Genomic DNA, 26,508 nt, shown 5'->3' with positions numbered 1-26,508 from the left:
GGCCTCCTTCTCGTCGTCGGATGCGAATGAGTGTCTTGTGAGACCCGCCCGCGGAACTCCGAAAATAAAGATGCAGGAATCCGTATGCGTGAATGGATTCCAGTGATTGAGAAGAGTGCGCAGGAAGGATGATTCCTCGGGATTTCCGAGATAGTTTCACGGCGGCTACCGCATTGACCGGAGGATCCATGCCGCCATCAGCTGCCGGGCAGGTACGACGCTCGGTGTTCCGACCCCGGACCGAGGACACGTCCGTCGGGCCGGGAGCCCCCAGCGCGGGGCCGCCCTTCTCGAGATCTCCCCGCTTCGCCGTGCTCGTCACGGTGCTGCTCGTCGCCACGGTCGCCGCGGCGACGCTGTCGGTGTCGGTCGGATCGGTCGGGGTGCCGGTCGGGACGGTGTGGCAGGTCGTCGCGACCCGGACGGGGCTCACCGACCCGGTGGCCGGTGCCGATCCGGTCGTCGATCAGATCGTGTGGTCGGTCCGGGTGCCGCGCACCGTGCTCGCCATGCTTGCCGGGGCAGGGCTGAGTGTGGCCGGGGCGGTGATCCAGACCGTGGTGCGCAACCCGCTGGGGGACCCGTATCTGATCGGGATCGTTCCGGGAGCCGGTCTCGGAGCGGTCACCGTGATCGTGGCGGGGTCGGCTGCCGTGGGTGGCCTCTCACTGTCCGCCGCGGCGTTCGCCGGTGGGTTGCTCGCGTTCGCGGTGGTGTTCCTGCTGGGGCGCCAGCAGGGCAAGTGGCCGCCGGCGCGTCTGGTGCTCGCCGGTGTCGCGGTCGGCTACCTGGTTTCGTCCGTCACCTTCTTCCTGCAGACGATCGCCGCTCCCAACCAGGTGCAACGGGTGCTGTTCTGGACCCTGGGCAGTGTGGCCGGTGCCCGGTGGGCGGATCTCGCGGTTCCTGCCGTGGTCATCGCACTGGGCACCGCGTGGCTGGTCCTGAACGGCAGGCGCCTCAACACCCTGGTCAACGGGACGGATCTGGCGGCGTCGCTGGGGATCGCCGTGGGCCGCTTCCAGCTGCAGCTGATGGCGTTGACCGCGTTGGTCACCGGCAGCGTCGTCGCGGTCGCCGGCGGCATCGGGTTCATCGGTCTGGTCGTACCCCACGTCGCCCGTCTCCTGGTGGGTGCCGATCACCGCCGGGTACTGGTCACGTCGGTGCTGCTCGGATCCGTCTCACTGCCGCTGGCCGACGTCGCAGCCCGGACCCTGCGGGCTCCGGCCGAACTCCCGATCGGGATCGTCACCGCGGCGATCGGTGCGCCCTTCTTCCTGTGGTTGCTGCGTGCGACCTCGCGACCTGCCCGGCGGAGTGGCTGATGCGTGTCGAGGCGAGGGCCATCAGCGTCGATCTGGCGGGTCGGCGGATCGTCACCGATGCCGAGCTGCGCGCCGGCTCGGGCGCGATGGTGGGGCTCATCGGCCCGAACGGGTCGGGCAAGTCGACGTTGCTGCGGACGGTGTACCGGTCGATCCGGCCCGCGGGCGGGCAGGTGCTGCTGGACGGTGACGACGTCTGGCAGCTCGGTGCCCGGCAGGCGGCGCAGCGTACGGCGGTGGTGCTGCAGGACGATCCCACGGAGTTCGAGTTCACCGTGCGCGAGGTCGTCGAGCTGGGACGTGTGCCGCACAAGGGACTGCTGGACCGCGACACCGAGCGAGACGTCGAGATCGTCGAGGGTGCGATGGCTCGTACGGGGGTCGGCGGATTCAGCGAACGGCTGGTCAGCACGCTGTCGGGCGGGGAGCGGCAGCGGGTCCTGCTCGCTCGGGCTCTCGCCCAGCAGACCCCGGTCGTGCTCCTCGACGAGCCGACGAACCATCTCGACGTGTCGGCCCAGCTCGAGCTGCTCGACCTGCTGCACGGTCTTCCGCTGACCGTCGTCGCGGTGCTGCACGACCTGAACCTGGCCGCGGCGTACTGCGAGGACCTCTACGTCCTGGACGGCGGGCGGGTCGTCGCCCATGGCCCGGTCGGCGACGTACTCACCCCCGAGCTGGTCGCCGACGTCTACGGAGTCACCGCGCACCGCACCGTCAACCCGCTGACGGGGCGGCCGTGCCTGCAGTTCGCCGGGACCGCCGCACATCGACGCGAGCCCGACACCACCGTCTCCGAGGAGCACAACCCGTGAACCTGCGGCTCAGCCTGATCGCCCTGGTCCCCGTCGTCTCGGCGCTCGTGGTGGCCTGTGGTTCCCCCGCTCCGGCCTCCGCTCCGCCCGACGGCGCCGCCGCCGAGGCCGGCTATCCCGTGCACTACCGCAGCTGCGGGCACGACTTCACCGCTCCGGAACCACCGAAGCGGGTTCTGCTGGGGTCGGCGTCGACCCTGCCGACCTTGGCTGCGCTGGGCGTGCAGGACCGTGCTTTCGGCTACCTCACCGGGCAGCAGTACCCGCCGCCGCCCGAATCGCGGAACCTGCAGGAGGTGTCCCCGGATTTCATGGCGTCGCGGGAGACGGTTCTCGGTGCGCGGCCCGACCTGGTACTGACCACCGACGAGAACCAGGTATCCGGGGAGCAGGGAACACCGAGTGCGGACGACCTCACGACACTCGGAGCAGGCGACTACGTGATGGGCGGCTTCTGCGTCGGCGCCGCGGCACCGACCGGCGTCGACGTCGTCTACGACGACATCCGCCAACTGGGAGCGATCTTCGGTGTGCCGGAGCGGGCCGCCCGGCTGGAGGGGGAGCTGAAGCAGCGGATGGCCGCGGCCGGCGCCGTACGCGGGTCCCGGCCACCGGCACGGGTGGCGTTCGTCCAGGTCTACGACGGGAAGCTGTATGCGCTCAGCGGCGGCCCCTACGCCGCGATCCTGGCCGGTGCCGGGATGACCAACGAGTTCGCCGACGTGAAGGACAACTTCGCGGAGATCACGTCCGAGCAGATCCTGGTGCGCCGCCCGGATGCGGTCCTCGTGGTCCACGGCGGCACGGAGGATCCACAGCAGACGACCGAGGCCGTCGGCCGGATGATGGCCGGTAGCCCGGCCGTCCAGCGGGGCGCGGTGTACCCGGTCTCCGGTTCGGAGATCACCGGCGGTGGGGTGAACATCGTGTCCCTCATCGAGAGCGTCGCCAAGAAGGTCTACGGCGGATGAGTCGTGGCACGGCATCCGAGGGGCCGGGTCTCCGGCGCGAACCGGGCTTCGTGCTGCTGTGGATCGCACAGACCGCCTCGATCGCCGGTGGTCAGGTACGGCTCGTCGTCCTGCCCGTCCTGGCCTACCAGACAACAGGGTCGGCCTCGCTGACGGCTCTGCTGGTCACCGTGCAGGCGGCGCCCTATCTGCTGTTCGGGTTGGTCGCCGGGGCGGTCTCGGACCGGGCGAACCGGCGGGCGGTCATGGTGACCGGCGATCTGGTCAGTGCGGTCTCGATGGCGAGTATCCCCTTCGCCACGACGTTCGGGCCGCTGTCGACGGCACACCTGTTCCTCGCCGCCGCGGCCACCGGAACCGCATTCGTCTGGCACGACTCGGCACTGTTCGGCGCGCTGCCGGCGATCGTCGGCCGAGACCGTCTCGTCGGCGCCTACAGCGTGCTCGTCACGACCAGCCAGGTCCTGCAGATCGCGGCCACCGCTCTCGCCGGAGTGCTGATCGCGGTGATCGGGCCGGATCGAGCCCTGTGGATCGACGGCGCGTGCTACACGGTGTCGGCGCTGGCCATCCTCGCCGTCCCCGGGCGGCTCAGCAGCACCGGCACACGATCGGGCCCGCGCCCGAGCCTGCTCACCGACGTCCGGGAAGGCCTGCGCTACGTCTGGGACCACCCGGTGGTCTGGCCGCTCACCGCAGCCGGTTTCGGGTCCGCGGTCAGCAGCGGTGCGGTCATCGGCCTGGTCGTGGTCTACGGGATCCGCCGGCTCGGGCTCGCCGACGACAGCCCGTTCATCGGCTGGCTGTTCACCGCGCTCGCCGCCGGTGGCCTGCTCGCCGGAGTCTGCTTGCCGATCCTGTCGAAGCGGTTCAGCCCACCCCGGGTCAGCCTGCTCGGCCTGGCAGCCATGTCGGTCCTGTTGGTACTGGTCGCGGTGAACTCGTCGTTCCCGGTCGGCCTCGTGCTGCTCGTGGTGTGGGGGATGTCGTCCACACTTGTGATCACCAACGGCATCGCGTTGCGCCAGCAGCTCACCCCGGACCGGCTGCAGGGCCGGGTGAACGTCACCGCACGGATGATCGCCTACGGCGGCTCGCCGCTCGGGGCGGCTCTGGGCGGTCTTCTGGCCGATCACACCAGCGTCCGGGTCACGTTCCTGGTCATGACCGTGGCGGTGGCAGCCAGTTTCGCCTACGCGTGGCGGTCGCCGCTGCGCAGACTGTCCGCCGCCGACGTCGCGAACATGGCGGAAAAGGCCGGGTAGAGCGGTGCAGCGCACCGGTGGATGCGCAGGCGGATCAGTTCCGGGCCCGACGCTTCGCGGCCAGCACGACGACCGGCACCAACGCCGACGCCGTCACCACCGCCCCCAGCGCGGACGGCCCACTCACCCCCCACGAGCTGTCCAGAGTGGACCCGGCTACCCCGGCACCCACGGCGGTCCCGAGATTGAATGCCGAGGTGGCCATCGACGACGCGAGGGTCGAACCGTGCCCGGCGTGCCGCAGCGCCTGGGCGATCAGCACCGGGTTGGCCCCGAGCCCGCTCGCGCCGACGAGCACTACCAGCGCCACGACCAGCGGGGTGACCGTCGCCGCGGCCGCGAGCACGGCCAGCACCACGGCGGTCACCGTCACCGCCACGGCGATCACGCCGAGCGGGCGCCGGTCCCCGAAGCGTCCGCCCAGCGCGGTGCCCAGCAGCGCGCCGAGGCCGAAGCCGACCAGCACGAGCGGGACGAGCGCGGCGGGCACACCGGCGGCGTCGGTCAGCAGCGGGGTGATGTAGCTGTAGGCACCGAGGAACCCCGCCTGGGCGAGCACCATCGTCGCCAGCACCGCCCAGACCCGCCAGGGGCGCAGGGCACCGAGCTCGGAGCGCACCGACGGCTCCGGCCGCGCGGTCGTTGACGTCGTCGGCGGGGTGGCGGGCAGGACGCGCAGCACCGCGACGATCACCACGAGCGCGAGCGCGGCGAGGATCCAGAACGGTCCGCGCCACCCGGTGAGCTGCCCGGCGAAGGTGCCCAGCGGGACCCCGGCGACGACGGCCAGGCTCAGCCCGGCCGACATCACTGCCAGCGCCCGGGCGCTCGCCGCGGGGCCGGCGACCCTGGTCGCCACGACGGCGCCGACCGCCCAGAACGCGCCGGTGGCCAGCGCCGTCACCACCCGGGACGCGACGACGAGCGAGAACGACTCACCCAGCGCAGCGACGACGTGCCCCGCGGCGAACACCGCCAGTGCCGCCACCAGCGTCGCGCGGGCGGGCAGGCGCAAGGTCAGCAGCGCCATGACCGGCGGCCCGACGATCATCCCGGCGGCGAACGCGGTGACCAGCAGGCCGGCCTGTGCCACGCTCACCCCGAGCCCGGCGGCCGCCTCGGGCAGCAGCCCGGCGATCATGAACTCGGTGGTGCCCATCAGGAAGATGCCCGCCGCGATCACGTGCACCGCCGGGGGCAGCCGCGGTCGCCGGCCCCGGGCCGTGGCCTCGTCGGTGCTCTGCGGGGTCGGCACGGTCGTCGCGTCGTCGGTCATGGCATCGATGCAACGCCGCTGCGGCGCGGTGGGGGAGGCGTGGTCGACCGGGGTGCCGGCAGCACCCCTCTCGCCGGTACCCGCCACGGGCGGCGCGCTCGTCGTACCGTCGTGGCATGGACGAACGCAGGGACCACCGCGCCGAGCTCGGCGAGTTCCTGGCCTCGCGCCGTGCCCGCATCACCCCCGACCGGGTCGGGCTCCCGATCTACGACGCGTCCAAGCGCCGGGTCCCGGGGCTGCGGCGTCAGGAGGTCGCCACGCTGGCCGGGCTGTCGGTCGACTACTACGTCCAGCTCGAGCGCGGCAAGGCGTCCGGGGTCTCCGAGGGAGTGCTCGACGCGATCGCACGGGCCCTGCAGCTCGACGACGCCGAACGCTCGCACCTGTTCGACCTGCACCGTCACGTCGCGGCCGACCCGAGGCGCCGCCGTCCGCGGCGGACGACGGCCGTCCGGCCGATGCTGCAGCGGGTCGTGGATGCCATGACGGTGCCGGCGTTCGTCCGCAACCCGCGCCACGACCTGGTGTGCGCCAACATCTCGGCCGTCGCGTTCTACAGCCCGCTGTTCCCCGATCCCGACCGGCCGGACCCGGCGGTGCCGGTGAACTTCGTGCGGTTCTGCTTCCTCGACCCGCGCGCCCGCGACTTCTACCCCGACTGGGACACCATGGCCGACAGCGCGGTGAACCTGCTGCGTACCGACGCCGGCCGCGATCCCTACGACCGCGACATCAGCGACCTGGTCGGCGAGCTGTCCACCCGCAGCGAGGAGTTCCGGGTGCGGTGGGCCCGGCACAACGTGCGCCTGCACCACACCGGGAGCAAGACCTTCCGGCATCCCGTCGTCGGTGAGCTGACCGTCGGGTACGAGACCATGCCGCTGCCCGCCGATCCCGGGCTCGTGCTGACGATCTACAGCCCCGAACCGGCGAGCCCGTCCGCCGACGCACTCGCGCTCCTGTCGAGCTGGGCGGCGACGAACGTGCCCGGGGCGCATCGCGACGTGCCGTCCGAGCGGCACTGAGGCCGAGCGGCACTGAGGCCGAGCGGTACGAAGACCGGCCGGCGACGCCGGTCAGGCGCCGGCCCGGTCGTGCTCCTCGGCGTCGGCGGCCGCGGCCCGGCGCTTCGACACCACCAGGCTCGCCACCGCGGCGACGGCGATCGTCCCCGTGATGACCAGCAGCGACAGCCAGATCGGCACCTCGGGCACCGGCAGCGGCCGGCCGTCGTTGATGAACGGCACGTTGTTCTCGTGCAGCGCGTGCAGCGTCAGCTTCACGCCGATGAACGCCAGGATGATCGACAGGCCGTGCGCCAGGTAGATCAGGCGCTCGAGCAGGCCGCCGATGAGGAAGTAGAGCTGGCGCAGGCCGAGGAGGGCGAAGGCGTTGGCGGTGAACACCAGGAACGCCTCCTGGGTCAGGCCGAAGATCGCGGGGATCGAGTCGAACGCGAACAGCAGGTCGGTGAGCCCGATCGCCACGATGACCAGCGCCATCGGGGTGAGCAGCCGCTTGCCGTCGATGCGGGTGGTGAGCTTGGCGCCGTCGTACTCGGTCGAGGTCGGCAGGACCTTGCGCACCATGCGGATCAGGCGGCTGTCCCCGGCGTCGCTCTCGTGCTCGTCCGACGACATGGCCTCCCTGATCTGGGACCAGGCCAGCCAGAACAGGATGATCGCGAACAGGTAGAACACCGCGGCGAACTGCTCGATGATCACCGCGCCGACGGCGATGAACGCGCCGCGCATGACGATCGCGATCGCGATGCCGATCAGCAGCACCTTCTGCTGGTGCACCTTCGGTACCGCGAAGCTGGTCATGATCAGCAGGAAGACGAACAGGTTGTCGACCGACAGCGCCTTCTCGGTCATCCAGCCGGCCAGGTACTCGCCGCCAAACTCCCAGCCGGAGAACACGCCGACACCGACGCCGAACAGCAGCGCGATCGCGATGTAGCCGATCGACCAGACGGCCGACTCGCGCAGCGTGGGCTCGTGCGGGTCGCGGGCGTGCCCGACGAAGTCGAACACGAGCATGCCGATGACGGCGGCGATCGTCGCCAGCCATACCCAGAGAGGGACGTTCATGTGCGGGGCCTCCAGCGCAGATCTCGGCGCTGAAGGTCTCCTCCGCCCCGCGTCTGCAGGACCGGCGCCACCGGGACCGGCTCGTACCGGCTCCGTGATGACGGCGACGCCGTGTTCGGGAGTACTCCCCTTCGCAAAACGGACAGTACGACACCGGACCGGTCCGTCCAACCCGGGAACTCGGAGCGACGACGGCGGGGGAGCGGCCTCGATGTGTCTCTCACCAGGGGATTTGCCGGTGAAGGCGACGCGGGTTCCCGGGTAAAGCAGTGTTAAAGACCACGCAAAAGGATGCGTCGCGGTGGACGGCCGTCGGCCTCAGGTCTCGTCGGGGGTGTCGTCGATGGAGGCCTGCAGTGTGGTCAGCCAGGCCAGGTGGCTGCTCAAGGCGCTGCGGCCGTCCGGTGTCAGGCGCAGCCAGGTGCGGGGCCTGCGCCCGACCGACCCCTTGTGGATCTCGAGCAGGCCGGCCTCCTCGAGGGTGCGGCTGTGCTTGGAGATCGCGGAGTCGCTGACGCCGACCAGGTCGCGTGCCGTGGCGAACTCGACCCAGTCGGCGCCCTGCAGCAGGGCGCACAGCGCCAGTCGCGGACCGGTCTCGAAGACCGGCTGCCGCTCGCCCGTGTCCATGTCCGTGGTCATTCCGGTCCCGGTGCGGCGGGCAGCCGTCACCGCTGCACCCGACCGCCGGCGACGTCGGAGCGGATGAGGGACTGGATCCGGAGCTGGCTCAGGAGGACTCCCACCCCCACGACGACCGGCACGCCGACGGCGAACCCGATCTGGTCGTGGGCGACCAGCACCTTGGTGGCGATGAAGCCCGCGATGCTCAGGACCATGCAGGCGAGCCAGAAGGGGCGGGCGCTGGGGTAGGCCCCGACGGCGCGGGGCAGCTGCACCCCGGACCGGTTGCGCTTGATGATGCTGTACGCCGCAGAGGCCAGGGCGATCACGAGCGGGGACCACTGGACGAACGGAGTTGCGGCCGGAAACAGGTGCAGCCAGAGCGGGATCCCGGCGAACGCCGCCAGGAGGACGGTGGTGAGGACCCAGTAGGCGGTCGGGTAGCCGGCGTGCTTGGAGAGGGCGCGACGGGCGTCGGCGACCTGGTCGAGCTCGGGCGTCCTGGACATCGTGTTCTCCCATCTGCATCAACTTTCTAGTTGGAAAGTTAGTGCTGGATGGATGGGGAGTCAACCCCGGGCGGTCCGGGATCAGGTCTGGACGGGCATCGTCGGCAGCCGGTCAGCGATCTTCTGACGAGGCGGATCCCCCTCGATCCAGTCGCGCACGCGGTCGTCGGCGATCGCGTCCAGGATGCGTTTCCGCTGATCGGCGGTGAGATGGGTCGACCACGCGGCCTCGGCGGCGCGCAGGGCGTAGAACTGCTCGTTGCCCGAGCCCGGACGATGGATCGATCGACGGATCGCTGATCCGTCTGCCAGCGAGGGGTTTCCGACCATCGCAGCCAGGGCGACGGTTCGGTTCTCACCGTCGCCGTCGAGCAGCGTCCTGATCTGGCTCACCGGGAACTCGCCTTCGCGGGCACTCTCGACCACGGCGGTCAACAGGTCGTCGAAGATGGCGGTGCGCCGATGTCCCGCGGGCAGGATGTTGCGGATTGCCGACAGACCGGAGACCGAGGACTTCAACGTTGCGTCGAGTTCCCCCAGCGAGCGCTGGATGCGGCCCTCGGCCCACGTCAGCGGCGCGACCAGAAGCACCGCGGTGCCGAGCTCGATGAGCACGGACTGCGACCAGCCATCCAACGACTCCGCTCCGATCGCAAGTGCTGAAACGACGAGCGCGATGCCGAGGACGAGACTGAGGCCGATGACGACGCCCCGCCGTCGCAGCCATCGCACGAACGCCCAGTTCTCGACGGACGGGAATGACGACATCGAGTAACTCCGCTCGCTGGTGTGGGGTTGAGCGCTCAGAGAATGATCGCTGCCAGCACGAAGAAGGCGACCACGTCGATCACGCCGAACACCATCGCCACGGACGCCTCGGTCTTGCCGGGCTGACCGACCGCCAGACGGTTCGACGCGGTCAGCCCGAGCGCGAACGCCACCGGCCCGAGCACGATGCCGAACAGGAAGAATCCGAGGAACCCGCAGAACAGGGCGGCGTTGGCGAGCCGCCGGGACGACTCCGCGGCGACCTGCGCCTGGTGCTGCTGCCAGGCGTGGAACTGCTGCCAGGCGTTGTGGTGGGGTGCCTGCGGCGCGAACGGCGGCTGCGGGGCGGTCATGGTGTGCTCCTCGAAGGCTGTGCGACGGGTCTGACACCCGCTGTGTCGCCGCGTCGACTACTCCGGTTAGCCCAACGGACGGCAGCTCATCGATTCTGAGGAGCGGCCCCACGGAGACAGCGGCTCCACGGTCGCTTCGCGCCGTCCGTAACGTCTGTATGAACCCGATACCCACCCCCGATTTCCGACGACGCCCGCCGCTGTGGGCCCGCTCTCGCCGCCCTGGCGCGGTGATCACCGGTGTGCCAGAAAGTGCCGGACCCCAGGAGGCATGCCGTGTCGGAACCGACCACCCCCACCCAGCTGCTGATCGACGGGAAGTTCGTCGACGCCGCGTCCGGCGAGACGCTGGAGACCTACAACCCGGCCACCGGTGAGGTGCTCGCGCACGTCGCCGCGGCCGGTGTCGAGGACGTCGACGTGGCCGTGGCCGCCGCCCGCCGCGCGTTCGACGAGGGGGTGTGGTCCGGGCTGGCCCCGGCCGAGCGCAAGGCGGTCATGCTGCGCTTCGCCGACCTCGTCGAGCAGAACCTCGAGCAGATCGCGTACCTGGACTCGGTCAACGCGGGCAAGCCGATCGTCGACTGCGAGACCCTCGACCTGCCCGACGTCGTCGGGACGCTGCGCTGGTACGCCGAGAGCCTGGACAAGGTGTTCGGGAAGGTCTCGCCGACCGGCGCCGACGCCGTCGGGCTGATCACCCGGCAGCCGCGCGGTGTCGTCGCCGCGGTGCTGCCGTGGAACTTCCCGGCCGCCATGCTCAGCTGGAAGCTCGGGCCCGCGCTGTCCGCGGGCAACTCGGTGATCGTGAAGCCGCCGGAGCAGGCGCCGCTGTCGACGCTGCGGATCGCCGAGCTCGCCCTCGAGGCCGGCGTCCCGGCGGGCGTGTTCAGCGTGCTGCCCGGGCCGGGTGAGGTGACCGGCCGCGCGCTGGGCCTGCACGACGACGTCGACGTCGTCGCCTTCACCGGCTCGACCGAGGTCGGCCGCGAGTTCCTGCGCTACGCCGCGGACAGCAACCTCAAGTCGGTCGGGCTGGAGTGCGGGGGGAAGAGCCCGCAGATCGTGTTCGCCGACGCCGTCGAGCGCGACGTCGACCACGTCGCCGACGAGCTGGCCAACGCCGCGTTCTGGAACAACGGCCAGAACTGCACCGCCGGCTCGCGGATCCTCGTCGAGGCCGCCGCGCACGACGCGCTGGTCGCCGCCCTGCAGGCCAAGCTCGCCGAGTGGCCGGTCGGCGACCCGGGCGACCGTGCGACCAAGCTCGGGCCGCTCATCGAGCCGAGCGCACTCGAGCGGGTCCTGCGCTACGTCGACGGCGCCCGCGAGGCCGGCGCCACGATCGTCGCCGGCGGGAACCGGACGCTGGAGAGCACCGGCGGCTGGTTCGTCGAGCCGACGATCATCGACGACGTCACCCCCGACATGGCCGTCGCCCGCGAGGAGATCTTCGGGCCGGTCGTCGCCGTGCTGACCTTCGACACCGAGGCCGAGGCGGTCCGCATCGCCAACGACTCCGCCTACGGACTCGCCGCCTCGGTGTTCACCCACGACTTCGAGCGCGCGCACCGCGTCTCGCGCGCCGTCGACGCCGGGACCGTCACGGTGAACTGCTACGGCGAAGGCGACATCACCACGCCGTTCGGCGGGTTCAAGACCTCCGGATTCGGCGGTCGTGACAACGGCCTGGAGGCCTTCGACCAGTACACCGAGATCAAGACGACGTGGTTCGCGCTGGGGTCCTGACGACGTCATCGCATCCTGAACGGCCCGCACCGGCACCGGTGCGGGCCGTTCGGCTTCTCGCCTGTCCACGAGGGCTCCGGTTCCTCCGAGACATGCCCGCGACCTCGCGATACGTGCGTGTCGCGCCGGTGTGAACGCCCCGGGTCGTCTCAGGGCACCTTCTTGACAGGTCCACCCGGGGCGGCACAGGATTCACTTATATCCGAACGAAGCGTTCAGTAAGTGAACATCAATGACGATGTGCTGCGAGCTGTGAGACCGCCCGCGGCTGCCCCGGGAGGAGACACGGGTGGGGTCACTCGGAACGGCGAGAAGTTCGAAGGGGCGAGAAGCTCGAAGGAAGGTGCTCCGATGATCGAAGCCGTCGGGCTCGGGAAGCGGTTCACGTCGTCACCGACCGAGCGGAAAGCGGTCGATGATGTCAGCTTCACCGTCGGGTGCGGAGAGTTCTTCGTGATCATGGGCCTCTCCGGATCCGGCAAGTCGACCTTGTTGCGCATGCTGAACCGGCTCGTCGAGCCGACTGAGGGATCGGTTCGCGTCGATGGAGTCGACGTCTCGGCACTGGGTGAGGTCGAGTTACGCGACTTGCGCAACAGCCGGATCAACATGGTGTTCCAGCACTTCGCGCTGTTCCCGCATCGCACCGTGCGCGAGAACGCCGCGTACGGCCTACACGTACGCGGCATCTCCGCACAGGAACGGGACGAGCGGGCGGACGCCGCGCTCACCACCGTCGGGCTGGACGAGTGGGGCGATGCCTACCCCGACGAGCTCTCCGGTGGCATGCGCCAGCGTGTCGGGCTGGCGCGGGCACTCGCCACCGACGCCGAGGTGCTGCTCATGGACGAACCGTTCAGCGCACTGGACCCACTGATCCGCCGCGAGATGCAGGACCTGCTGCTGACTCTGCAACACGAGCGCCAGCGCACGATCGTGTTCGTCACGCATGACCTCAACGAGGCGATGCGCCTCGGCGACCGGATCATGGTCATGCGCGACGGTCACGTCGTCCAGATCGGCAGCGGGTCGACGATCCTGAGCGAACCGGCCGACGACTACGTCGCGGAGTTCGTCTCCGACGTCGACCGCTCGCGTGTGCTCACCGCCTCGACGGTCATGCACGAGCCGCTGGTGACCGCCTGCGTAGGCGATCACCCGCTCGACGCGCTGAAGCGGGTGAGCAGCGCCCAGGGCTGCGGGCTCTACGTGCTGGCCGACGACGGCAGCATCGTCGGTGTCGCCACTCTCGACGATCTCGCCGGTGCCGCCCGCATGAACGCCGACACCCTCGCGCCGTGTATCACCGATGAGTTCGACGCGGTCGACGAAGCCACCTGTCTGTCCACGTTGTTTCCCCTGATCGGCCGGCACACCGTCCCGCTCGCCGTGACCGGTGTCGGCGGCCGCCTGGTCGGCGTCATTCCGCGCGCCGCGGTGCTCGCCGCGCTGTCGGAGAAGGCGGGGCTCGCGCATGTCTAAGCTGCTCGATCTCGGTAGCCCGGTGACCGCCGCCGTCGACTGGCTGACCGTGAACCTGGCGGGCTTCTTCGAAGTCATCGCCTCGGTCATGCTGGCCCTGGTCAATGCGCTGTTGTTCGTGCTGACCGCGCCGCATCCGCTGGTGCTCGTGGCGGCGTTCGCCGGTATCGCGTGGTGGGCGAGCCGTCGCTGGGGGCTCCCGACCTACACCGCGCTCGCGTTCCTCGTGATCCTTGCCCTCGACCTGTGGACTCCAGCGATGCAGTCGCTGGCCGTCGTGCTGGTGGCCTCGGCGATCGCGGTCGCCATCGGCGTCCCGCTGGGGGTGTGGGCCGCCCGCAGCCGGCGGGTCAGCGTCGCTGTCCGGCCGGTGCTGGACCTGATGCAGACGCTGCCGGTGTTCGTCTACCTGATCCCCACGGTCTTCTTCTTCGGCATCGGGGTCATGCCCGGCATCGTCGCGACGATGCTGTTCGCGTTGCCGCCGGCCGTACGGCTCACCGAGCTCGGCATCCGGCAGGTCGACGCCGAGGTCGTGGAGGCCGCGGAGGCGTTCGGAACCAAGCCGTGGCAGGTCCTGCGCGAGGTGCAGCTGCCGCTGGCGCTGCCGTCGATCATGGCCGGTGTCAACCAGGTGATCATGCTGTCGCTGTCGATGGTGGTCATCGCAGGCATGGTCGGCGCCGACGGGCTCGGCTCCGTCGTCGTGCAGGGCATCAGTCAGCTCGACGTCGGAGCCGGCTTCGAGGGCGGCGTCGCCGTCGTCCTGGTGGCGATTTTCCTGGACCGGACGACGAATGCTCTGGCCAGGCCGAAGCGCAGCCGCCGGCGCCGGAAGCGTCCGGTGGCGCCGGAGCCGGCGGTCCCGGCGTCGGAGTCCCGGCCCACCGCCGCGGCGGGGACGCCGTGACGGCGCCGCGCCGGCGGCTGACCGTGCTCGCCTGTGTCCTGGCGGTGCTCATGATCCTCAGCGGCTGCAGCGGCAATGTCGCGACCGTCGGATCGGGTTACTCCAGCGACCCGAAGCGCGTCACCATCTCCGTGGTCAACGGGTGGGACGAGGGCATCGCCGCCGGGTTCCTGTGGAAGCAGATGCTCGAGCAGCGCGGTTACACGGTCACCATGCAGCACCTCGACAGCGCGTCGGCGGCGTTCCAGTCGGTCTCACGGGGGCAGTCCGACCTGTTCTTCAGTGCGAACCTGCCGGCCACACACCGGAAGTACTGGGAGAAGACCGGCGACAAGCTGGACCTGACCTCTGACTGGAACGACAACATCTCGTTGAACATGACCGTCCCCGCCTACATGACCGACGTGAACACGATCGCCGACGTCAAGGCCAAACGGACCGAGTTCAACTCCGAGATCGTCGGCATCGAGTCCGGGTCCGGCCTGGCCACCACCACCCAGGAACGCGTCATCCCCGGCTACGGGCTGCAGGACTTCACGCTCCGGACCAGCAGCACCGCGGCGATGCTCGCGTCGCTGCGCACCGCGGTCGCCCAGCAGAAGCCGGTGCTGGTGACGCTGTGGAAGCCGCACTGGGCCTACACCGACATGCCGCTGAAGGTGCTGAAGGACCCCGAGGGGCTCTACGGAGCCCCCGACCACCTGCGCTCGATCAGCCCGAAGGGCTGGGCGGTCAAGAAACCCGAGGTCGGGGCCTGGGTGCGTGAGTTCGCGATGACCACCGACCAGATCAACGAGCTCGAGCTCGCGATCCAGCAGGCGGGCAAGGGAAACGAGCAGCTCGGAGCCACCCGCTGGCTCGAGCGGAACCAGGCGGTCACCGACCGCTGGTTCACCCGGCCCTGACCCGTCTCGCCGCGTGACCGCACGAGACCTCCCGACGGATTGGAGCACTTTCATGCCCACAAGCCCCCTCGCCGGGGTACTCGCCGCCACTCCGACACCGCTGACTGTCGACGGGTCCACCGTGGACCAGACGGCGGTCGACAGGCTGACCCGCTTCGTCGTCGACGGCGGGGTGGGCGGTGTCGTCGTCAACGGCAGTACCGGGGAGTTCACCGCGCTCGGCGCCGACGAGCGCCGGATCGCGGTCGAGGCGTTCGTCGCCGCGGTCGGCGGCCGGGTTCCGGTCGTCGCCGGGACCGGTGCGCTGACCACGAGCGAGACGGTCGATCTCAGCGCGCACGCCGCCAAGGCCGGTGCGGCTGGGGTGATGGTGGCCCCGCCGTACTACGAGCGGCCCTCGTTCGAAGAACTCGTCGCACACATGCGGGCTGTCGTCGACAGCGTCGACGTGCCGGTCATGTACTACCACATGCCTGCATTGACCGGGGTCGACCTGACCGGCGAGCAGCTCTCAGAACTGGTACGCCGCAGCGGAGTCAGCTCGGTCAAGGACACCGGCGGGGACTTCACGTCGTTCACCGCGCTGCTGCAGGACCCGGACGTCGGCGAGGTGCTGAACGGCTGGGACTCGCTGACGATGTCGGCGTTCGCGGCCGGGGCGCGTGGCGCGGTCTGGGGTCTCGCGAGCGTTCTGCCGCGGCAGTGCACCGACCTGTACGAGGCCGTGGTCCTGCGGGGCGATCTGGTGGGCGCGCGCGACATCTGGTCACGGTTGTTCCCGGTCTGCCGGTTCCTCGACACCGTCAACTACGTCGCTGCGATCAAGGCCGGTCTCGACCTGGTCGGTGTCCCGGTGGGGGAGCCGCGCCGCCCGCTGCGCCCGCTCGACGACGCCTCGCGCGCCCGGCTCGCCGACCTGCTCGCCGGCGCCGGAGCGCCCATCACCGGCCGGGTTCCGGCCACCGGAGGAGGAGACACCATGACGACCATCCCCACGGAGACCGTCCGCCGCGGACGGGACCTGTTCGAGCAGCGGCTGCTCCCGGCCCGCGGCCATTTCGTCGACGGCCGGACGGTGCCGGGCTCGTCGTCGCGCACGATCGGCGTTGTCGACCCGTGTCGTGAGCGCACCTTCACCGAGGTGGCCGAGGGAACCGTCGGCGACGTCGACCGGGCGGTCGCCGCAGCCCGGGCCGCGCAGCCCGGGTGGGCGGCGAAGGTGCCGAAGGAGCGCTCGGAGATCATGCACCGGGTCGCCGACCGGGTCGAGGAGCACGCCGAGGACCTGGCGGTCCTCGAGTCGGTGAACACCGGCAAGCCGCTGATGGTCTCCCGGGACGACATCGCGGGCACCGTCGACACGTTCCGGTTCATGGCGGGGGCGCTGCGGGGGTTCACGACACAGGGCGCGGGGGAATACGTCGAGGACCACCTGTCGGTGATCATTCGTGAGCCGCTCGGTGTGATCGGCGTCGTGACGCCGTGGAACTACCCGCTGATGATGGCGGCGTGGAAACTCGCGCCCATCCTGGCCGCCGGGAACACGCTGGTGATCAAGCCGTCGGAGCAGACACCGCTGACGACGCTGCGCTTCGCCGAGCTCACGGCGGACCTGCTGCCGCCCGGTGTGGTGAACGTGGTGACCGGCTACGGGCCCGAGGTCGGTGGACGGCTGTCCGAGCACCCGGACATCGACATGATCGCGCTGACGGGCTCGGTCGCGAGCGGCCGGGCCGTCGCTCGCGGGGCCTCGGAGTCGCTCAAGCGGGTCCACCTGGAACTCGGCGGGAAGGCCCCGGTGATCCTCTTCGCCGACGCCGATCTCGCCGGCGCCGCCGAGGCCTTGCGGGCAGGCGGTTACTGGAACTCCGGGCAGGAGTGCGGCGCGGGCTGCCGGGTGCTGGTGCACCAGTCGGTGGCCGACCGGTTCGTCGAGCACCTGGTGCGCGAGGCCGGGACGCTCGTCGTCGGCGAACCGGGAGCAGGGGAGGACGTCGAGATCGGTCCGCTGGTGTCCAAGGCACACTACGACCGGGTGTCCGGCTACCTGCAGCGCGCACGTCGCGATGGCGTCCGTGCTGCGCTGGGCGGCGCACCGGCGGAGGGCTCGGGCTACTTCGTGCCGCCGACGGTGCTCGTCGACGTGCCCGAGGGCGCCGAGTGCGCCCGTGAGGAGATCTTCGGTCCGGTCGTGACTGTCGAGACGTTCTCCGACGAGGACGAGGCGGTGCGCCGCGCCAACAGCACCGTCTACGGTCTCGCCGCGTCGGTGTGGACCGAGAACGCCCGCCGCAGCCACGACGTCTCCGGCCGCCTCGAGTTCGGCACGGTCTGGGTGAACTCGCACCTGGCATTGTCCAACGAGCTGCCCTGGGGCGGGTTCAAGGGCTCCGGTTACGGCCGTGACCTGTCGATCTATGCACTCGACGACTACTCGCGCACCAAGCATGTGATGCACAACCACGGGCGCTGATCCGGCGCGCGCCGGACCGGGAGCACCCGAAGCACGGGCCGCGGCGCGCGGGCTGGGCATCTGGCCGGGCCCGGCCAGATGCCCCGAGGGGCGCCCTCGTAGCCACCGGCGGTCACGAGTGTGCCCCTCGGGGCGGCCGCCTTCGGTCCGGCGGCGTCGGAGTCGGCGACGGGCGTCGGGCGATCGACCCGTGGCAGTCAGCCGTCCAGGTCGTCGGGCCACAGCGCCGCGGTGAGCCGGTCGGCAGTGCGCCGCATGCTCGTGACCGCCTGGGCGATCCGATCGCGGCCGAAGCGATAACGCGGCGCGGTCAGGTTGAGTACGGCGGCGAGTGCCCCAGTGCTGTCGCGTACTGGGCAGGACACGGCGAGCAGCCCGTCCTCCAGCTCGTTGTCGATGACCGCGTAGCCCTGCTCGCGGACGTGGCCGAGCTCGCGGAACAGGTCGTCCCTGTCGGTGATCGTCGAGGAGGTGAAGGCCTCGAGCTCGGCGGGCAGCAGCCGGGTGACGTCGTCCGTGGTCAACTCGGCCAGCAGCACCTTGCCGCTCGAGCTGGCGTGCAGCGGGTACTGCTTCCCCACCATTCCCTCCAGGCCCGCGGCGCCGACGAGCCTCGACCCGGCGGCCTCAGCCACGAGCTCCAGCCGATTCCCGCTGCCGACGGCGGAGAGGGTGATCGTCTCGTTGAACTCGTCGGCGAGCTCCTCGACGTAGGGCTCGACGCGGGCGGCGAGGCCGGCGAACGGAACGGCGAGCTGGCCCAGGCGTGTCAGCTCCCAGCCCAGGACGTAGTGGTTGTTGACCCGATCAACGAGGCCGGTGCGCTCGAGACTGTGCAGCAGCCGGAACGCGGTCGGACGTGACATCCGGACGGCCTTGGCCAGCGTCGATGCCGTGGCGCCTGTGGCCGGCTGCCGGGCCAGCTCGCGAAGGAGCCGGGCCGCCTTCACCACCGACTTGTTGACGAGGTCGGTCGGCTCGGCGCTCTCGGTCGTGCCGACGGCTCCGGTCGTCTCGGTCATGGGGTCCCCCCGACGGCGGTTCCAGTCGCGTTCGTGGCCGGAGTCTACGCGGCGTCCGAATAGTGAACGACATAACCGGATTTCGGAGGTTGAGAAGCCCTGTTCTGTGGTGATGGCGGGTGCGATGCCTTCGAGAGATGTCGGGAGCAGGCTACGCCAGGCGCTCGAGCAGGTGGCCCAACCGATCGCGCTTGGCAGTCAGGTATGTGACGCTGTGATCGTTGGGAAGGATCTCGTGCGGCACCCGCTCGACACCGATCCCGTTGCTCTTCAGGGCCTCGACCTTCTCCGGGTTGTTGGTCAGCAGTCGGACGTGCTGGACCCCGAGATCTCGCAGGATGCCGGCGGCGGCCGCATAGTCCCGGCCGTCGACCGGGTAGCCGAGGCTGAGGTTGGCATCCACGGTGTCGAGGCCTTCGTGCATCTGGAGCTGGTAGGCGCGCAGCTTGGCTCCCAGGCCGATACCGCGTCCTTCGTGTCCACGTAGATAGATCAGCACGCCGGACCCGGCGGCAGCGATCGTCGCGAGTCCGTCGCGGAGCTGGTCGCCACAGTCGCAGCGCAACGACCCGGCGATGTCGCCGGTGACGCACTCGCTGTGCAATCGGACGAGGGGAGCGCAGCCGGCCGGGTCGCCGGCAACCAGGGCGAGGTGCTCGACGTCGTCGCCCGGGGCGCGGAAGGCGATCGCATCGAACGCTCCGGCGGACGTGGGCAGTGCGCTCTGTCCTGTTCGGACGATCGCCGATTCCTGGGCGCGGCGCCACGCCCGTAGCTCCTCGATCGAGATGATCGGAATGTGGTGTTCGCGCGCGAACTCGGCGAGCTCCGCGCCGCGACGCATCGAGCGACGGTCGGCCGTGACGATCTCGCAGAGCAGGGCGGCACCCGACAGGCCCGCCATCCGGCAGAGATCGACGCCGGCCTCGGTGTGGCCAGGGCGTTCGAGTACGCCGCCCGGCCGGGCGAGCAGCGGCATGACGTGCCCGGGCCGCGCGAAGTCGTCGGGTCTGGAGGAAGGGTCGGCCAGTGCCCGGATGGTTGATGACCGGTCGCCGGCGCTGATTCCTGTTGTCGTCGACGGCAGGTGGTCGACGCTGACCAGGAATGCCGTGCCCTGCGCCTCCGTGCTGTCCGGAACCATCATCCCGAGCTCGAGTCGCGCGGCCTGCTCGTCGTCGATCGCGACGCAGAGGAAGCCCGACGTGTGCTCGAGGAAGAACGCGACCGAGTTCAGGTCGGCGTGCTCGGCGGCCATGATCAGGTCGCCCTCGTTCTCGCGGTTCTCGTCGTCGACGACGAGAACGATGCCTGCTCGCGTGAGGACGTCGACCGCATCTGCGATGGCCATGGACTCACTCCTCCGGGGTTCGATGCGCGTGCTGCGGGGAGACGGCGCCGGTCGACAACAACTGCTCGCGTTCACTATCCGAACGTAGTAGTCATAAAGTCTTAGTCTGAACCAGTCGTAGCGTCAAGAGGGTCGACCGGCCGGACGCGCGCCGTCGTGGCGGCGCTTCGGCGGCTCGCCTCGCAGACTCTCAGCCGCACGTAGAAGTGCTGATTCCGCTCCAGGTCGGTGGCCTGTCCGTGCGTTGCGGCTGGGTTGCGGAGGTCTGCCTCTTGACGTCGCGACGGCAGTGGGTCGACTATGACCGTACATAAAACGACTAGAGCGTTCGAATAGTGAACGCCGAAGCGTTGCCAGGGTGCGGCCCAGTCGCAGAAGGTGGTCAGCGCCCGAGTCGTTCGGGGACACGAAGTTGGAGGTACGAGTGCAGCCCGTCGACCACGCCACGTTCAGGACCGTCCTGGGGCATCTGCCTACCGGGGTGGTGGCCCTGTCCGCCCTTCCGCTGGCCACTCGCCCGCCCGTGGGGCTGGTCGTCGGGACCTTTCAGTCGTTGTCCCTCGACCCGCCGATGGTGACCTTCAGCGTCGACCGGTCGTCGACGAGCTGGCCGAAGCTCCGGGGGGCTGGGCGGCTGTGCGCCAACATCCTCGCCACCGGCCAGGTGGCGGTGTGCAAAGAGCTCTCGACTCGGCAGCCGGACAAGTTCGCGTCGATCCTGTGGTCGCCGTCCGAGCACGGGACTCCGCGTATCCACGGCGCACACGCCTGGATCGACTGCACGATCCGCCACGAGCTCGACGGTGGGGACCACGTGATCGTGCTCGCCGACGTGCTGCACCTGGAGGCCGGCGACGGCGAGCCGCTGGTCTTCCATCGCGGCGAGCTCGGCGGTTACCGGGCGAGCTCCGCCGCCTGAACGTCCTCCCGGCGGCGCCGCGCCACCGGCCTGTTCCGACCGAATGCCGGTCGACCCGTCGCGTCCGCTGCTCGTGGACGCACCGAAGGAGTGCCTGATGACCGATCGCCGTATGCGTCTGTTCGCTTTCGACTTCCAGGGTCCCGCCCATCTCTCGTCCGGCCTGTGGCGGCATCCGGCCGACCGGGCGTCGAGCTACAAGAACCTGCGCTACTGGGTGGACTACGCGAAGCTCCTCGAGGACGCCTGCTTCGACGGGATCTTCTTCGCCGACAACCACGGCTATCACGACGTCTACGAGGGCAGCGCAGCCGCGGCCCTCGCCGACGCCGCGCAGATCCCGGCCAACGATCCGTTCCCGGTGGTCTCGGCGATGGCGGCCGTGACCGACAACCTCTGCTTCGGGCTGACCGGCTCGACCGCCTACGAGCACCCGTACGCGCTGGCCCGCAAGTTCGCGACCCTCGACCTGCTCACCGAGGGCCGGATGGGCTGGAACGTCGTGACCTCCTATGCGGACAGTGCTGCCCGCAATCTAGGCACCGGCGCGCAGCTCCTGCGCGAGGAGCGCTACGAGCGCGCCGCCGAGTACCTCGAGGTCTGCTACAAGCTGTGGGAGCAGTCCTGGGAGGACGACGCTGTCGTCATCGACAAGGAGAGCGGCGTGTACGTCGACCCCAGCCGCGTGCACGACATCAAACACCACGGCAAGCACTTCGACGTGGATGGCTTCGCCCTCACAGAGCCGTCGGCCCAGCGCACGCCGGTGATCTTCCAAGCCGGAGGTTCGCCGAAGGGCCGCGCTCTCGCCGCGCAGGAGGCGGAGGGCGTCTTCGTCAACGCGCTGACGATCCCGGCGCTCAAGCGGCAGGTGGACGGCCTCCAGGAGCTGGCCGTGCAGTTCGGACGACAGGCCGACAGCATCAAGGTGTTGCAGATGCTCAACGTCGTGTGCGCGCCAACCGACGAGGAGGCGCAGGCGAAGTTCGAGGACTACCGCCGACACATCAGCTTGACCGGTGCCATGGCCAGGTACAGCGGTTGGGCCGGCCTTGACATGTCACAGTTCGATCCGGACGTGCCGCTGGAGAACGTGCAGACCAACGTCAGCCAGAACGCCGTCGACCTGTTCTCCAAGATGGATCCGGACCGCACCTGGACTCCGCGCGACATCGCCGACTACCTGGGCATCGGCGGGACCGGGCCGACCCTGGTTGGTTCACCGCAGACGATCGCCGAACAGTTGATCACGTGGATGGACGAGACCGGCGTCGCCGGGTTCAACCTGGCGCAGTCGGTGCGCTACCAGGACATCGCCGACTTCGCCGAGCTCGTCGTCCCGGAGCTGCAGCGCCGCGGCGTTGTCTGGACCGAGTACGAGGGCCCGACGATGCGGGAGAAGCTCTACGGTCCGGGGCAGGTGCGGCTGCGCGAGGATCACCACGCGCACACCTTCGGTCACGGCCGAGCACCGGCGGCGCTCCCGGCTGGGTGAGCAGCGGTGCGGTGCGTGCAGGCCCATGTCCAGGGGTGCGTGTCTGCGGGAACCAGGTAGGCGTCGGGCTGATGCCGTTAGGGTGCGAATGGAGCGGACGGCCCCGCGCACCGTGGGCCGGCCGCGGTCCGCCTCGCGAACGGATGAGGGAGACCTGAGCAGATGCCGGATGATTCGGTCGCTATCGCAGCATTCGGCTACGAGCTCGGAGTGCTGAAGCGCCTCCGTCGTGCCGGCTGGTGGCACGCCGGCGTCAGGGACCCTGAATCCGTCGCTGAGCACAGCCTCCGAGTTGCGCAGCTGGCCGCTCTCATCGCCACCGAGGAAAGAGCCGATCCCGGCCGCGCGTCGCTGCTCGCGATCTTCCACGACAGCCAGGAGGTGCGGACGGGCGATCTGCCGCCGACGGCCAAGCAGTACCTGGTGAAGCCCGACGCACGTGCCATCACGGCGGACCAGACCGAGGCGCTTCCGGCGAACTCGAAGGACATGGTGCGCGCGACGGTCGACGAGTACGAGGGCGCGGAGTCGCTGGAGTCCCGGTGTGCTCGGGACGCCGACAAGCTCGAGATGATCCTGCAGGCCGTGGAGTACCGCGACGTCGGCGTCGACCGGGTCGACGGGTGGATCGACTCGGGGCGCAAGGCGTTGAACACCGAGACAGCACGTCGTGTTGCGGAAGCGGCAGTGACCCTGTCGCCGCTCACCTGGCGTGACCGATAGCAGCGGCGTTGTCGCCGGTGGACGCGAGCCAGTTCGATACAGACCGGCTGGCTCAGATCTGCCGCCGCTATGGCATCGCGACGCTGGCGGTGTTCGGCTCCGTTGCGCGCGGCGAGGACTCTGCCCAGAGCGACATCGACCTGCTGTACGAACTCCAGTCCGACGCCCGGCTCGGCTGGGAGATCGAGAACCTCAGCGACGAACTCACGTGCCTGTTCGGTCGCCCGGTTGATCTCGTGGCGCGCCGTGCGCTGCATCTGGAGCTACGCGAAGCCGTGATCGCTGAGTGCCGAGTTCTTCTATCCGGCGTGAGGCCGCCTACGACGCGACGACGCTCGCCGCCCGGAACGTCTCGCCCGGCATCTCCCGCCGCAGCTTCCAGGTGATCGCGATCGGCTTGCTGCCCTGGTGCTCGACGTAATCGCAGGCTCCCAGGCACAGGAACGGTGCACCCTCGCCGATGTCGTCCTTCGGGGCGTCGCGGACGAACAGGACGACGTGCGTCCCTTCCGCTCCGTGGTTGAGGTAGCGCCAGCCCATCCCAGTCTCGGGGGACGCGGCGTTCTGCGATTCCCAGTGGAAGAGGTCGGGACGCAGCGCGAAGTCGCGGTACATGGTCGTAGGGGAGAAGTCGCGCTCCGTCTTGCGCAGGTTGACGAACAGCCCGTCGACCTGGGTTTCGGGGGCCCACACGACTCCGGTGGCGTGACCACTGGCTTTGCGGTCCAGCGACGCCCAGTTCAGCGCGGCAAGTACTTCCTCCCGCCGGTACCGGGCGTGGCTGTACATCGGCACGTTCTGCAGGCCCTCGCCGAGTGGTTTCGGGAGGTGACGGGCCTGGTCCAGGCCGTAGGCCATCAGTTCCCGGATTTCCTCGCATACCGCTTCGTGCTGGCGGAGGAAGTCGAATCCGTCCTGGTAGTCGGCAAAGCCCCCGCGCCCGGGCCACAGCTGGAAGAACAGCATGCGTGCCAGGCACTGGTCGCGTTCGGTGAGTTCGTCGTAGGCGGGGCCGGCGGGATCGGCGAGGGCAGTGTAGGTCTCCGCGCGCTCGCGATCGTCGATATGGGTGAGCATGGACAGGCGGCGCAACAGCTCCGTCTCGCCCGGGCCCGGTGGTGCGACGTTCATCCTCGCTGCTCGCCGCAGCGCCGTCCAGGAGCCCTTGTTGCGGTAGACGTCGGCGAGCTCGCTGCCCGATTCGCGCAGGTACCGCGCGAGCGCCGACTCGCCGTGCGAGCGAACATCGGCGATCAGCGCGGCCTGTGGCAGCCGGACGCGTCGCTTGATGTTGTCGAGAACGATCGACTCGGCGACCGGGTCGAGCACCATCGCCGAACCGGAGGGCAGGAACGGGAACCCTTCCTCGACGTCGCGGATGAGGCGGCTGCGGGAGCTCCCGGTGAGTACGCGGAAGCGGAGGTCGAAGCGGAACTCGCGCCGGTGCTGGCCGATGAAGTCGAGCACGGTGAGCACTGCTTTTCCGGGCGCTCGGCGCAGGCCGCGGCCGAGCTGCTGGAGGAAGATCGTCGCGCTCTGCGTGGGCCGGAGCAGCAGAATGGTGTCGACCTCGGGGACGTCGAGGCCCTCGTTGAACACGTCGACCGCGAACAGGCAGTTCACGTCGCGATCCCGCAGCCGGCGCAGTGCACCGCCGCGGTCTTCGGTCGCGGTCTCAGCCACCACCGCTTCGCTGGGAATCCCCGCAGCAGTGAACACCCGGGCCATGTACTCGGCGTGCGCTACGGACACGCAGAAGCCGAGCGCACGCATCTTCCGGACGTCCGTGACCTTCTCCCGTGTCTCCCGGATGATCTTCGCAGCGCGCGCGTCATTGCCGGTGTAGAGGTTGGCCAGCGACGCGATGTCGTAGCCGCCGCGGCGCCATTCGATTCCGGTGAGGTCGACGTCGTCGCTGATGCCGAAGTAGTGGAACGGCACCAGCAGGTCGGCCGAGAGCGCATCCCAGAGCCGCAGCTCGGCGGCCACCCGGCCGTCGAAGTAGCGGTGCCGGACATCGGCGCCGTCTGACCGTTCGGGAGTAGCGGTCAAGCCCAGTAGCTCGGTGGGACGCAGGTGGTCAAGCAGCTGCCGGTAGGTGCGGGCCTCGGCGTGATGGAACTCGTCAATGACTACGACGTCGAAGTGGTCGGCGGGGATCTTGTCGACGCCGTAGGCAGCCAGGGACTGAATGCTGGCGAACACATGATTCCACCGCTGCGGCCGTTCGCCACCGACATAGATCTCACCGAACGCTCCGTCGGCGAGGACGTGCCGGTACGTCCGCCGTGACTGCTCCAGGATCTCGCGCCGGTGCGCGACGAACAGCAGCCGTGGGCAGGAGTCCTTGAGCCGCCGATAGTCCAGCGCCGCGACGACCGTCTTGCCCGTTCCGGTCGCGGCAAGGACGAGATTGCGGTGCCGGTCGTGCACGGTCCGCTCGGTCTCGAGCGCTTCCAGGATCTGTTCCTGGTGCGGATACGGCCGGACCTCCAGGCCGGTCAGCGGGGTGCTGTCGTCGCGCCGCTGATCGAGTGCTTCTGCCAGCCGCGCGGCGTCGTCGGGGCTATCGGGGTGGTAGGCCACGAAGTCGGGATCCGACCAGTACGTGTCGAACGTCGAGGTGAACTTGCGAATCAGATCCGGCGTCGCGACCGACGACAGCCGGACGTTCCACTCCAGGCCGTCGACCAGCGCTGATCGGGACAGGTTCGAGCTGCCGACGAAGGCGGTGTCGAAACCACTGTTCCGGCGGAACAGCCAGGCCTTGGCGTGCAGCCGCGTCGTCGCCGACGCGTAGCTGATCTTCATCTCAGCCCCGTGCCGCCGAACCAGTTCGTCGACGGCCCGCTGTTCGGTGGCGCCCATGTACGTCGTGGTGATGACGCGGAACGGGACGCCGCGCTCGTGCAACAGATCCAGCTCGTCGGTGAGCAGCCGGATGCCGTGCCAGCGGATGAACGCGCACAGCAGATCCACGTGATCGGCGCTGGACAACTCGGACTGCAAGGCGTTGTGCAGCCGCGGCTCGCCGGAGGCATTGGTGAGCAGGGCGGCATCCGACAGGGGCGTGATCGGCCGCTGGACCTCCCAGAAACCAGGCCCGAGCTGCCGGGTGAGCGCAATGAGCTGGTCGAGGTCGGTGACCGCGTCGTCGGGCGAGTGCTCGATGACCTCGATCAGCCGGTTGACCAGGGCGACTCGCTCCTGGGGAGAGCGATCGTGAAGGGCGTGCTCCAGCACCGACGCGATGTGCCGGGACAGCACACGGGGCTGGACTGCGTCCTCGACGGGCTGCCACTGAGGCTGAAGATCGCCGCTGACCTGCCGGAGAGCGTGCTCCAGGCCGTGGGTACGCAGACTCTCGTGCGCACCAGCGCGCAGCGGTTCGGACACGGTCCTCCTGCCTCAGGAATGTGCTCAGGCAGCATGCACCGGTCGCGGGGGAATGGTGCTGATCACCGGCAACGTCGC

General features: G+C 69.7%; 23 protein-coding genes. 14 read left to right on the top strand and 9 right to left on the bottom strand.

Features of this window, described 5'->3' with window-relative positions; all coding sequences use genetic code 11:
- The first annotated feature begins 311 nt into the window (after positions 1-311).
- The 4 genes from ACLE50_RS08365 to ACLE50_RS08350 are packed head-to-tail and all read left to right on the top strand — an operon-like array spanning position 312 to position 4,379.
- Complete coding sequence (locus tag ACLE50_RS08365; RefSeq protein ID WP_410942837.1) at positions 312-1,328, top strand: FecCD family ABC transporter permease; 1,017 nt, start codon at positions 312-314, stop codon at positions 1,326-1,328.
- Complete coding sequence (locus tag ACLE50_RS08360) at positions 1,328-2,143, top strand: ABC transporter ATP-binding protein (protein ID WP_410942836.1); 816 nt, start codon at positions 1,328-1,330, stop codon at positions 2,141-2,143. The genes ACLE50_RS08365 and ACLE50_RS08360 overlap by 1 nt, the downstream gene beginning before the upstream one ends.
- Positions 2,140-3,114, top strand: coding sequence for an ABC transporter substrate-binding protein (locus ACLE50_RS08355; RefSeq protein WP_410942835.1), 975 nt, complete (start codon positions 2,140-2,142; stop codon positions 3,112-3,114). The genes ACLE50_RS08360 and ACLE50_RS08355 overlap by 4 nt, the downstream gene beginning before the upstream one ends.
- The gene (locus ACLE50_RS08350) at positions 3,111-4,379 is read left to right on the top strand and encodes an MFS transporter (RefSeq protein WP_410942834.1); all 1,269 of its coding nucleotides are present in this window, start codon (positions 3,111-3,113) and stop codon (positions 4,377-4,379) included. Before ACLE50_RS08355 ends, ACLE50_RS08350 begins: the two co-directional genes overlap by 4 nt.
- A 34-nt stretch (positions 4,380-4,413) precedes the next feature.
- Here ACLE50_RS08350 and ACLE50_RS08345 read toward each other — a convergent pair whose 3' ends face one another.
- Positions 4,414-5,655 (bottom strand): MFS transporter, encoded by a 1,242-nt coding sequence (locus tag ACLE50_RS08345; protein ID WP_410942833.1) that lies wholly within the window; start codon positions 5,653-5,655, stop codon positions 4,414-4,416.
- A gap of 116 nt (positions 5,656-5,771) precedes the next feature.
- On the opposite strand from ACLE50_RS08345, the gene ACLE50_RS08340 reads away from it, so the two are divergent.
- Positions 5,772-6,683: a helix-turn-helix transcriptional regulator gene (locus tag ACLE50_RS08340; protein ID WP_410942832.1), complete on the top strand. Its 912-nt coding sequence runs from the start codon at positions 5,772-5,774 to the stop codon at positions 6,681-6,683.
- A gap of 51 nt (positions 6,684-6,734) precedes the next feature.
- Here the strand turns inward: ACLE50_RS08340 and ACLE50_RS08335 are convergent, their stop codons facing one another.
- From ACLE50_RS08335 to ACLE50_RS08315, 5 genes are all read right to left on the bottom strand, one after another.
- Complete coding sequence (locus tag ACLE50_RS08335; protein WP_410942831.1) at positions 6,735-7,751, bottom strand: TerC family protein; 1,017 nt, start codon at positions 7,749-7,751, stop codon at positions 6,735-6,737.
- Positions 7,752-8,069: 318 nt separating this feature from the next.
- Positions 8,070-8,381 carry a winged helix-turn-helix domain-containing protein gene (locus tag ACLE50_RS08330; RefSeq protein WP_410942830.1) on the bottom strand — a complete coding sequence of 104 codons (312 nt, stop codon included), beginning with the start codon at positions 8,379-8,381 and terminating at the stop codon, positions 8,070-8,072.
- 38 nt (positions 8,382-8,419) lie between these two features.
- A complete protein-coding gene (locus tag ACLE50_RS08325; RefSeq protein WP_410942829.1) occupies positions 8,420-8,884 on the bottom strand; it encodes a hypothetical protein in 465 nt (154 codons plus the stop codon).
- A gap of 81 nt (positions 8,885-8,965) precedes the next feature.
- Positions 8,966-9,652 (bottom strand): hypothetical protein, encoded by a 687-nt coding sequence (locus tag ACLE50_RS08320; protein ID WP_410942828.1) that lies wholly within the window; start codon positions 9,650-9,652, stop codon positions 8,966-8,968.
- Between the two features lie 35 nt (positions 9,653-9,687).
- On the bottom strand, positions 9,688-10,005 hold the full coding sequence (locus ACLE50_RS08315) for a hypothetical protein (protein ID WP_410942827.1): 318 nt from the start codon (positions 10,003-10,005) through the stop codon (positions 9,688-9,690).
- A gap of 276 nt (positions 10,006-10,281) precedes the next feature.
- Here ACLE50_RS08315 and ACLE50_RS08310 point away from each other — a divergent pair, with 276 nt between their 5' ends.
- The 5 genes from ACLE50_RS08310 (at position 10,282) to ACLE50_RS08290 (ending at position 17,524) form a co-directional block, all read left to right on the top strand.
- On the top strand, positions 10,282-11,754 hold the full coding sequence (locus ACLE50_RS08310) for an aldehyde dehydrogenase (protein WP_410942826.1): 1,473 nt from the start codon (positions 10,282-10,284) through the stop codon (positions 11,752-11,754).
- Between the two features lie 351 nt (positions 11,755-12,105).
- Entirely contained in the window at positions 12,106-13,236 is a 1,131-nt protein-coding gene (locus ACLE50_RS08305; protein WP_410942825.1) for a quaternary amine ABC transporter ATP-binding protein, read from the top strand.
- On the top strand, positions 13,229-14,146 hold the full coding sequence (locus ACLE50_RS08300; protein ID WP_410942824.1) for an ABC transporter permease: 918 nt from the start codon (positions 13,229-13,231) through the stop codon (positions 14,144-14,146). The genes ACLE50_RS08305 and ACLE50_RS08300 overlap by 8 nt, the downstream gene beginning before the upstream one ends.
- The gene (locus ACLE50_RS08295) at positions 14,143-15,051 is read left to right on the top strand and encodes a glycine betaine ABC transporter substrate-binding protein (RefSeq protein WP_410942823.1); all 909 of its coding nucleotides are present in this window, start codon (positions 14,143-14,145) and stop codon (positions 15,049-15,051) included. Before ACLE50_RS08300 ends, ACLE50_RS08295 begins: the two co-directional genes overlap by 4 nt.
- A gap of 52 nt (positions 15,052-15,103) precedes the next feature.
- Entirely contained in the window at positions 15,104-17,524 is a 2,421-nt protein-coding gene (locus ACLE50_RS08290; protein ID WP_410942822.1) for an aldehyde dehydrogenase family protein, read from the top strand.
- 197 nt (positions 17,525-17,721) lie between these two features.
- On the opposite strand, the gene ACLE50_RS08285 is transcribed toward ACLE50_RS08290, so the two are convergent.
- Entirely contained in the window at positions 17,722-18,546 is an 825-nt protein-coding gene (locus ACLE50_RS08285) for an IclR family transcriptional regulator (RefSeq protein WP_410942821.1), read from the bottom strand.
- Positions 18,547-18,697: 151 nt separating this feature from the next.
- Positions 18,698-19,897: a GTP cyclohydrolase II gene (gene ribA / locus ACLE50_RS08280; protein WP_410942820.1), complete on the bottom strand. Its 1,200-nt coding sequence runs from the start codon at positions 19,895-19,897 to the stop codon at positions 18,698-18,700.
- A 424-nt stretch (positions 19,898-20,321) separates the two neighbouring features.
- Here ribA and ACLE50_RS08275 point away from each other — a divergent pair, with 424 nt between their 5' ends.
- The 4 genes from ACLE50_RS08275 (at position 20,322) to ACLE50_RS08260 (ending at position 23,420) form a co-directional block, all read left to right on the top strand.
- Positions 20,322-20,816, top strand: a complete 495-nt coding sequence (locus ACLE50_RS08275; RefSeq protein ID WP_410942819.1) for a flavin reductase family protein — start codon at positions 20,322-20,324, stop codon at positions 20,814-20,816.
- Between the two features lie 43 nt (positions 20,817-20,859).
- Positions 20,860-22,311 carry an LLM class flavin-dependent oxidoreductase gene (locus ACLE50_RS08270; RefSeq protein ID WP_410942818.1) on the top strand — a complete coding sequence of 484 codons (1,452 nt, stop codon included), beginning with the start codon at positions 20,860-20,862 and terminating at the stop codon, positions 22,309-22,311.
- 162 nt (positions 22,312-22,473) lie between these two features.
- Positions 22,474-23,034 carry an HD domain-containing protein gene (locus ACLE50_RS08265; RefSeq protein WP_410942817.1) on the top strand — a complete coding sequence of 187 codons (561 nt, stop codon included), beginning with the start codon at positions 22,474-22,476 and terminating at the stop codon, positions 23,032-23,034.
- A 17-nt stretch (positions 23,035-23,051) separates the two neighbouring features.
- Positions 23,052-23,420 carry a nucleotidyltransferase family protein gene (locus tag ACLE50_RS08260; protein WP_410942816.1) on the top strand — a complete coding sequence of 123 codons (369 nt, stop codon included), beginning with the start codon at positions 23,052-23,054 and terminating at the stop codon, positions 23,418-23,420.
- Here the strand turns inward: ACLE50_RS08260 and ACLE50_RS08255 are convergent.
- Positions 23,353-26,430, bottom strand: a complete 3,078-nt coding sequence (locus tag ACLE50_RS08255) for a DUF3427 domain-containing protein (RefSeq protein WP_410942815.1) — start codon at positions 26,428-26,430, stop codon at positions 23,353-23,355. The genes ACLE50_RS08260 and ACLE50_RS08255 overlap by 68 nt on opposite strands.
- Positions 26,431-26,508: the final 78 nt, after the last annotated feature.

Origin of the sequence: Pseudonocardia phyllosphaerae (assembly GCF_046546475.1) — a bacterium.
Lineage (GTDB): Bacteria > Actinomycetota > Actinomycetes > Mycobacteriales > Pseudonocardiaceae > Pseudonocardia > Pseudonocardia phyllosphaerae.
Note: the sequence above shows the minus strand (reverse complement) of the source record. Positions and strands in the feature narration are given on the sequence as shown.